General features: G+C 62.8%; 6 protein-coding genes and 1 pseudogene. 5 read left to right on the top strand and 2 right to left on the bottom strand.

Translation table 11 applies throughout. The annotated features are described in order from the left end of the window. Positions 1 to 39: 39 nt before the first annotated feature. The 4 genes and pseudogenes from KA354_12255 (at position 40) to hisB (ending at position 3,953) form a co-directional block, all read left to right on the top strand. Positions 40 to 834 (top strand): annotated as a pseudogene (locus KA354_12255) (DUF342 domain-containing protein). 90 nt (positions 835 to 924) lie between these two features. Beyond that, entirely contained in the window at positions 925 to 2,244 is a 1,320-nt protein-coding gene (hisD, locus tag KA354_12250) for a histidinol dehydrogenase (GenBank protein ID MBP7935409.1), read from the top strand. A 24-nt stretch (positions 2,245 to 2,268) separates the two neighbouring features. Further along, positions 2,269 to 3,318, top strand: coding sequence for a histidinol-phosphate transaminase (gene hisC / locus KA354_12245; protein MBP7935408.1), 1,050 nt, complete (start codon positions 2,269 to 2,271; stop codon positions 3,316 to 3,318). Positions 3,319 to 3,338: 20 nt separating this feature from the next. Beyond that, the gene (gene hisB / locus KA354_12240; protein MBP7935407.1) at positions 3,339 to 3,953 is read left to right on the top strand and encodes an imidazoleglycerol-phosphate dehydratase HisB; all 615 of its coding nucleotides are present in this window, start codon (positions 3,339 to 3,341) and stop codon (positions 3,951 to 3,953) included. A gap of 42 nt (positions 3,954 to 3,995) precedes the next feature. Here the strand turns inward: hisB and bcp are convergent, their stop codons facing one another. Beyond that, complete coding sequence (gene bcp, locus KA354_12235; protein ID MBP7935406.1) at positions 3,996 to 4,499, bottom strand: thioredoxin-dependent thiol peroxidase; 504 nt, start codon at positions 4,497 to 4,499, stop codon at positions 3,996 to 3,998. 127 nt (positions 4,500 to 4,626) lie between these two features. On the opposite strand from bcp, the gene KA354_12230 reads away from it, so the two are divergent. Further along, positions 4,627 to 5,346: a hypothetical protein gene (locus KA354_12230; protein MBP7935405.1), complete on the top strand. Its 720-nt coding sequence runs from the start codon at positions 4,627 to 4,629 to the stop codon at positions 5,344 to 5,346. A gap of 122 nt (positions 5,347 to 5,468) precedes the next feature. Here KA354_12230 and KA354_12225 read toward each other — a convergent pair whose 3' ends face one another. Next, the gene (locus tag KA354_12225) at positions 5,469 to 7,583 is read right to left on the bottom strand and encodes a YidC/Oxa1 family insertase periplasmic-domain containing protein (GenBank protein ID MBP7935404.1); all 2,115 of its coding nucleotides are present in this window, start codon (positions 7,581 to 7,583) and stop codon (positions 5,469 to 5,471) included. Positions 7,584 to 7,618 lie beyond the last annotated feature (35 nt).

Raw genomic sequence — 7,618 nt, 5'->3', positions numbered from 1 at the left:
CTGGTGTCGGGGGTTCGGAGAGGTGGATAGGGGGCGGGTGTGGCGGTTCGGGGGGCGATTGAGGCGGCGGTGGTCGAAGCGGGGACGGACATCCAGGTCAGCGGGGGGGTGGCTGGTCGAGGTCAAGGCAAGGTGACGGCGGGCGGGCAGATCACCAGCAAGTTCTGTGAGGAGGCCAACCTGCGTGCGGGCGGGGACATTGTGATCATCTCGGAGTGCATCAACAGCCGGCTTCACGCCCTGGGCAGGCTGATGATACCCAGCGGGAAGCTGGTAGGCGGGTACGCTTACGCTCGTGAGGGGGCTGAGATCGAGGTGCTGGGGAACGAAGCCGATCGGGCGACCGAGATTGCGATCGGTATTGATCCGGTCGTGCTTGCCACGTCCGCGCAGACTGACGAGGTGGTGAAGAAGAAACGAGAAGCCATCGTCAAGATCCGGGAGAAGATTCAGCCGCTGATGGCCCAGTTGAAGCGTTTGAACCCGCAGCAGCGCGAGCGGGCCACGGAGCTGATGTACGAAGCTGACCAGATGGAGGCCGAGATTCTCGAGACCGAGCGCAAGAAGCAGGAAGCGATCGCGACCTGCAGTCCGAACCGCAAGGTATGCCTGTTAGTCAAGCACACCGTCTATCCGGGCGTGAAAGTCGTGCTTGGAGACAAGATGACCATCTTCCGTAACGAGCGCCGGGGCCCGCTCAAAGTGGAACGTCGTCTGGTGAACCGTGTCGAGGAGATCTGTGTTGTCGATCAGATTTCCGGCTCGGTGACCACCATGCCGGGATACGAATTCCAGCTTCAGGACAGTGCGGCCGAGAAGGCGCATCTGGCCTGACCTTTGCCCTGCCAATAGCCAGCATTCCTGCTTCATCTTATAATGGGGCTTCCCTCGCCCCCTGTCGGGGTAGAGGGGGAGTTGACGACGATGCCTGAGATGCGCTTGATTGAGGGTCAGACGGTGAATGCCGTCGCCGCCGCGTTGCGGGAGATTCGCAGGCCGCTGCTGCTGGACGGGCTAGTCCTGGACACGCCGCCTGAGACGGAAGTGGTCCGGGACATCATTGCCGACGTTCGGCACCGGGGTGACACGGCGGTATCCGAGATCACTGCCCGGGTTGACGCAGCCGATGTTCCGCCGGATGCCGTGCGTGTTCCGGTCGAGCGGGTTGTCCGGGCTCAAGCGGAGGCTTCGCGGGGACTGATGGAAGCCGCCCGCCACGCCATTCGGGCGGTGAGCCAGTTTCAAGAGCATCTCCTCACGGCCCGCACGGACTCGCTGGCTCTTCACGGGCGGACGCTGTCGGTTCGCAGCCGTCCGGTGCGGCGTGTCGGGGTTTGCGTGCCCGGCGCCTCGGCGCCGCTGTTGTCTTCCGCCATCCACAGCGTGGTGCCTGCCCAAGTGGCCGGCGTGCAGGAGATTGCCATCGCCGCTCCGCCGCGGCACAACAACGACGTTCATCCGGCGATTCTGGCGGTGGCTGGTGAATTGGGTGTGACCGAGGTATACCGGATGGGCGGGGCCCAGGCGATTGCCGCCATGGCCATGGGTACCGAGCGGGTTGCCCGGGTGGACAAGATTGTCGGGCCAGGCAACGTTTACGGTCAGTTGGCGAAGCGTTTCCTTTTCGGGGTGGTGGACATTGACATGTTTGCCGGGCCGAGCGAGGTGCTGATCATCGCGGACTCGTCTGCCCGGCCGGACTATGTAGCCGCCGATATGCTTGCCCAGGCGGAGCACGATCCCGGCTGCGCGATTCTGCTGACTGATGAGCGTCGGCTGGCGGACCGGGTGATGGTGGAGTTGGACGCCCAGCTGGTCGAGCTTGCCCGTCCGCAGGGTGCGATTCGCTGTTTGGCGAAGTATGGGGCGATGGTGGTGATTCGCGACATGGACGAAGCGGTTGTTCTGGCCAACGACATTGCCCCGGAGCACCTCGAGATTGCGACGCGCAACCCGGGGGTGCTTGGCGAGCGTATTGACTCGGCGGGTGCGATTTTCCTTGGTCATTTCACGCCGGAGTCGGCGGGCGACTACGTGGCCGGTCCGTCGCACGTGCTGCCGACCGGGGGGACCGCCCGTTTCTGGAGCGGGGTCTCGGCGCTGGGGTTCCTTCGACGCACCAGTCTCATCGAGTACACCGCTGAGGGGCTGGCTCGGGACGCGGCCGCCATCGACGCGCTCGCGAGAGCGGAGTGTCTTGAGGCCCACGCCCGGTCGGCGACGATCCGTGTTCAGGACAAGTGACCACGATCCAGGTTGATGCAGACGATGACGAGCTACTTCCGAAAGAGCATTGCCGCGCTTGAAGGATACGTGCCCGGTGAGCAGCCGAGCGATCCCTTGGTGATCAAGCTTAACACCAATGAGAACCCTTATCCGCCCTCGGCGAGGGTCATGCAGGCTATTGCGGCGATCGGCCCCGACCAGCTTCGCCGGTATCCCAATCCGCTGGGCAACCTGTTCCGGGACACTGCGGCCAGGGTGTTCGGTGTGACCCGTGACATGGTGATCTGCGGCAACGGGATGGATGATATTCTGAATCTTGGTGTTCGGGCCTTGAGCGGGCCGGACGCGGCCCTGGTCTATCCGACGCCGACGTACACGTTGTACAGTGTATTGGCCAGCATCCAGGCGTCGATCGTGCGTGAGGTGGCCTGGCCGGAGGATTACTCGCTGCCGATTGACCAGCTGGTGGCGGCCCGGGGGCAGGTGATCTACCTCGCGAACCCGAACTCTCCGACCTCGACGTTTGTGCCGGTCGCGGACGTTGCCCGGCTGGCCGACGCGATTGATGGTGTTCTCTGCGTTGACGAGGCCTATGCGGACTTTGCCTACGACAACTGCATGGAGCTGGCCAAGACGCGCAAGAATGTGCTGGTCATGCGGACGATGAGCAAAGGGTATTCACTGGCCGGTCTTCGGTTTGGCTTCGCCGTGGGTGATCGGGGACTGATCGACGGCCTGATGAAGGTGAAGGACAGCTACAACGTCGACGCGGTGGCCATCGCCGCGGCGTCGGCCGCGTTGGACGATCAGGCCTACCGCGAGCGGACTCGTCAGAAGGTGATCACGGAACGTGGCCGGCTGGCTGACGCTCTGGCGGGGCTTGGGCTCTCGTCATTGCCGAGCCAATCGAATTTCCTGCTCACCACCGCCAGGAGGCCTCCCGCCCGGCAGCTGTATGAATCGCTCAAGGCCCGACGGATTCTCGTCCGATACTTTAACATTCCGGGTCTCGATGACAAGCTGCGAATCAGCATTGGCACGCCGGAGCAGAATGATGCCCTGATTGCCGCTGTCAAGGAGCTGAGCGCGTGAGCAAGAAAGCGACTGCGAGGGTGGGGAAGGCCGCACGCAGCGGCGTTGGCCGGCGGACTGCCACGGTGCGGCGGTCCACGAAAGAGACCCGTATTGAGCTGACCATCGATCTCGACGGCAGTGGTCAGGCGACGATTGACACGGGCATTGGTTTCTTCGATCACATGCTCCACCACGTGGCCCGGCATGGGCTCTTTGATCTGACCGTCAAGGCGGAAGGCGACCTGCATGTCGACGATCACCACACGGTGGAGGATGTTGGCATTTGCCTGGGGGAGGCGCTGAACGAAGCCCTGGGTGGCAAGCGGGGCATTCGCCGGTACGGCTTTTTCATTTTGCCCATGGAGGAATCGCTGGCCCGGGTGGCGGTGGACCTTTCCGGCCGGGTGGCGGTTGCACATCGGGTGAAGTACCGCGGCTCGAAGATTGGCACGTTTGACGTCCAGCTGGTCGAGGAGTTTCTCGTTGCTGTTGCCCGCAGCGCGAAGATGAACCTTCACGTCGAGGTTCCCTACGGCACGAACAATCACCACATGGCGGAGGCCGTCTTCAAGGCCTTTGGCAAGGCGCTTCGTCAGGCATGCGAGGTTGACCCGCGGGAGACGGCCGTTCCCTCGACCAAGGGCATCCTCTGAGTGAGGATGGCGGGGCCTGGATCCGTCATGTGGCCCTGGTTGTCAGGGGCGTTTCAGGTTTTTGCTGATCCAGTCGAGCACTTCGGTCTCGTGGCCGTCGGGCTTGACCTTCTCGAACACGTGGGCGATGGTTCCGTTTCGGTCGATCACGAACGTGGTTCGGGCGACGCCCATGTACTCTCTGCCGTACATTGACTTTGTCTGCCACACGCCGTAGGCCTTGCAGATGGCCTGGTCGGTATCCGCAAGCAGGGGGAACGGCAGGTTGAATTTGGCGATGAATTTGCGGTGTGAGTCCAAGGAGTCTGGAGAGACGCCGAGGACGGTGATTTCCGCCTTGGCAAGGTGGGTATAGGCATCTCGAAAGCCGCAAGCCTCGGTTGTGCAGCCGGGCGTATTGTCCTTGGGATAGAAGTACAGGGCGACGACGTTGCCCTTGAGATCGGCCAGCCTGATTGTCTTGCCGTTGGAAGCTGGTGCCGAGAAGGCGGGGGCTTTCTTGCCAACCTGGGGGTAGCTGGTGGTGGTGTTTTTTGCTTTTGCCATGGCGTTGCCTCACCCATTGCGGCTGAAGTCACTTCGTCCTCATTGGGAGAATAGGCGTGATTTGGGCGAAGGCAAGGGTTGGCCGGTCTCTTGCGGGGGTGTTGCCGAGGGGTTAGAAGGTCTGTTCATGGGCAACCTTGAGCCATGGCAGGAGGTTTGTGGCGGCCTGGTCGTGATTCTGTTTGCGGCCGCTCTGTCGGGGGGTTGTGATGGTGGTGGGCAGCCCGGGTCTGAGCCGTCGGTCTCGGCCAAGACCGGTCTGAGCTCTGCGCTTCCGGGGGTTGCGGTTGCACCGTCCCATGCGGTGTCGTGTCCTGTCGATGGGCGCGAGGTTGGGAGTGCCCCCGCGGTCGGGCAAGCCGCGATGGCGTTGGCAGGGTCGGCGAGTGAGCCAGCCGCCGGTGGGGTGCCGGGGTTCGAGCCGTTGAGCGATGCCGTGGCGGGGGAATGGGCTCGGCTGGCGGCGATGGGGGGGCGGGAGGTGCTGTACGAGGTGACGGATGTTCGGGCGGCGACGGTGACGATGCGGGTCACGGTGTTCCAGGGGGGCAAGCCTTTGGGGTTGCCGGCTTTGCGGGAGGATTTCAGGAACATGGATCCGGTTGCGGTAGCGGTTGGCGCGGTCAAGGCGAGGCGGGGGTGGGGTGAGTTGGCGGTCGAACTGGCCGGGCGGACCTGGGATGCGGTGTTTTACGAAGACCGGTGGGTCGACGAGGGTGTTGACTATGTCCGGCGGACGTGGGTGAGTTCGGAAGCGCCGGTGTTTGGCATGCTGAAGATGGAGCTGTACGGTGATGGCCAGCTGGAGTCATCGCTTGAGCTGACCGCCGGTGGCCGCAAGCCGTGAGTTGGGCTGGCGGATTGTGTTGGGTTTCGGGAGAGTCGTGGTCGGGGCGGGCATAGGAGGGGGTGCCTGCGGGCCTGTCACCGGTGGCCGCGGGCTGGCCGCGAGGTGTGTGCCGAGCCTCTTCATTTCTTTTTTCGCGTGCTCTCGATTTTTTTGGCGTCCTCGATTTCCTTGGACAGGCGGTCCCATTTCTGCTGCAGCCAGCTTTTCGGGCGTGGCTGGTCGTCGGTCTTGCGGAGGGCTTGTTCCTGAGCATGCCGGTTTTCGAGGACGGCGAGGTGCTTGCGGATCCGCCACTGCTCGATGATGCCGAAGAAGTTGCTTGACGCGATGTACAGGTTGAGGCCGGATGGAGCGTTGTAGAGCAGGAAGATGAAGAAGACGCTCATGAACATCATCATCTTGCGCTGCTGCTCCATCTGGTCATGAGCAGCCCCCTTCTGTTGGGGCGTACTGCTGTGGGGCATGTATTTGGTTTGGAGGATTTGGGAGATTCCCAGCAGGATGGGCAGGATATTGATGGACTCCATGGGGCCGCCCATGAGATAGGAGAGGAGCGGGATCTCGATTGGCTTGCTGAAGGTGTAGATGGCATCGGCGCCGGCGAGGTCCTTGATCCACCAGCCGTCGAAGGGGGCGTGGCGCATGTCCACGGTGCAGGCGAGGGCGGTCCAGAGGGCGCCCCAGATGGGGATCTGCAGCATCAGGGGCAGGCAGGAGAGGATGGTGCCAGCGGGGTTGATGCCCGCCTCGCTATACACCTGCATGGTGGCCTGCTGCAGCTTGGCCTTGTCGTTGCCGTACTTCTCGCGAAGGGCGGCTATCTTGGGCTGGAGGGTGGCCTGCTGTTTCTGCATCTTGAACATATTGACCTGGCTCTTCTTGGTGATGGGGTGGAGCACTGCCCGCACGACCAGGACGAGCACGATGATGGCGATACCGTAGTTGTGGGGGGGGATTTTGTGGAACACGTTGAGCAGGTTCATCATCAGGCTGACCAGGCTTGCGGGGGCGCAGAAGTAGAAGGCCTGGGCGATGACCTGGTAGTAGTCTCGCTGGCGGTAGGTTGCGTTTTTCTCGAAGGCTTCCTTTGATTTGGGTCCCATGTAGCAGTCGAAATTCACTTCCTGGCTGCCGCCCTTGGCGATGCTGATTGGTGTGGTGATGTAGCGGAAGGTCAGGTCCTCGACGCGGTTGACGGCATCGGGGGTGAGCGCAGCCGCCTCGACGGAGGCGAAGCGGGGCCGATCCTCGGGCGAAGTTCGGTCGCGGGGGGCCACGATGCAGGTGAAGTACATATTGCTCTGGGCGGTCCAGGCGACGCGGGTACCGCCGGCATCGCTATCCTTGGCCAGGAGGGTGAGCTTTTTGCTGATCACATCGGAGCGAACGCAGCTCTTGTTGACCAGCTTGCCCTGTTCCCAATAGACTGCGAGAAGGCTGCGGTCTTCGGCGCGTGAGTTTTCCTTGCGCATCCCGAGTGGTCCTTGCTGGACGATGATAGCTTCAAGGTTGCTCTCGCTGAGGTTCTCGATCTTGAGGGACAGGCCCAGATCGTAGGTCCGGTTCGCGGGCACGTCGGGGTTGGGCAGCTGGTTGGCGAGGGAGTAGGTTTTCACCAGTCGGGCGATCGGTTTGCGATCCGGTCTCTGGACGCGGGCGGACAAGACGACTTCATTCGTGGTGGTCGATTCCACCTTCCAGGTGATGCGATCGAGATCCACATCGAGGCCGAGGTTTTCGAATCGCACCTTGGGGGTGACAAAGGAAGGGAGGGCCTGTTCACGGCCCATGGGGTCTGAGGCGACCAGGGGTGACAGTAGCGGGTAGGGGGCCTTGTGTTCGATGCTCTTGTCGTGGTCACGAAGCTCGACGGTGCTGATGGCTGCGCCGCGTGGCAGGATCTGGACGGCCATGGGGAACGGGCCGCCCGGCCGGGTGCTGCCGAGGACGACAGGTGTCTGGTCCTCGCCGCCGACGACCTGGACCTGGCCGGTCGAGGGGGTGGCTGGCTCGGTGGTGGCCGCGATGGAGGCTTCGGCGCTGGTTGGGGTAGTGCCGGCCGGTCTGGTGGTGGCGAACGGTTCGGAGACCTGGGTAGTTGCCGTCTGGGTGGCGGCGGGCTGGGTGGCTGAGGGCGGCTGGGGCTTGATGAAGTATTTCTGGGCGATGAGCATCCAGAGATAGAAGACCGCCACAGAGGCGAAGAGGGCATAAATCGTTCTTCGGGATTGCATCGTCACCTTCTCAGTCGTGCAGGGCTATCGATTCT

The sequence above is a fragment of the Phycisphaerae bacterium genome, from assembly GCA_018003015.1.
GTDB lineage: Bacteria > Planctomycetota > Phycisphaerae > UBA1845 > PWPN01 > JAGNEZ01.
The sequence above is the reverse complement of the archived record's forward strand: the minus strand, read 5'-3'. Positions and strand labels throughout refer to the sequence as shown.

Bases quoted from the DNA above. Each gene is read 5' to 3' on its own strand.
- hisD (MBP7935409.1), top strand. From the start codon at position 925: ATGCCTGAGATGCGCTTGATTGAGGGTCAGACGGTGAATGCCGTCGCC.
- hisC (MBP7935408.1), top strand. From the start codon at position 2,269: ATGACGAGCTACTTCCGAAAGAGCATTGCCGCGCTTGAAGGATACGTG.
- bcp (MBP7935406.1), bottom strand. From the start codon at position 4,499: ATGGCAAAAGCAAAAAACACCACCACCAGCTACCCCCAGGTTGGCAAG.
- KA354_12230 (MBP7935405.1), top strand. From the start codon at position 4,627: ATGGGCAACCTTGAGCCATGGCAGGAGGTTTGTGGCGGCCTGGTCGTG.
- KA354_12225 (MBP7935404.1), bottom strand. From the start codon at position 7,583: ATGCAATCCCGAAGAACGATTTATGCCCTCTTCGCCTCTGTGGCGGTC.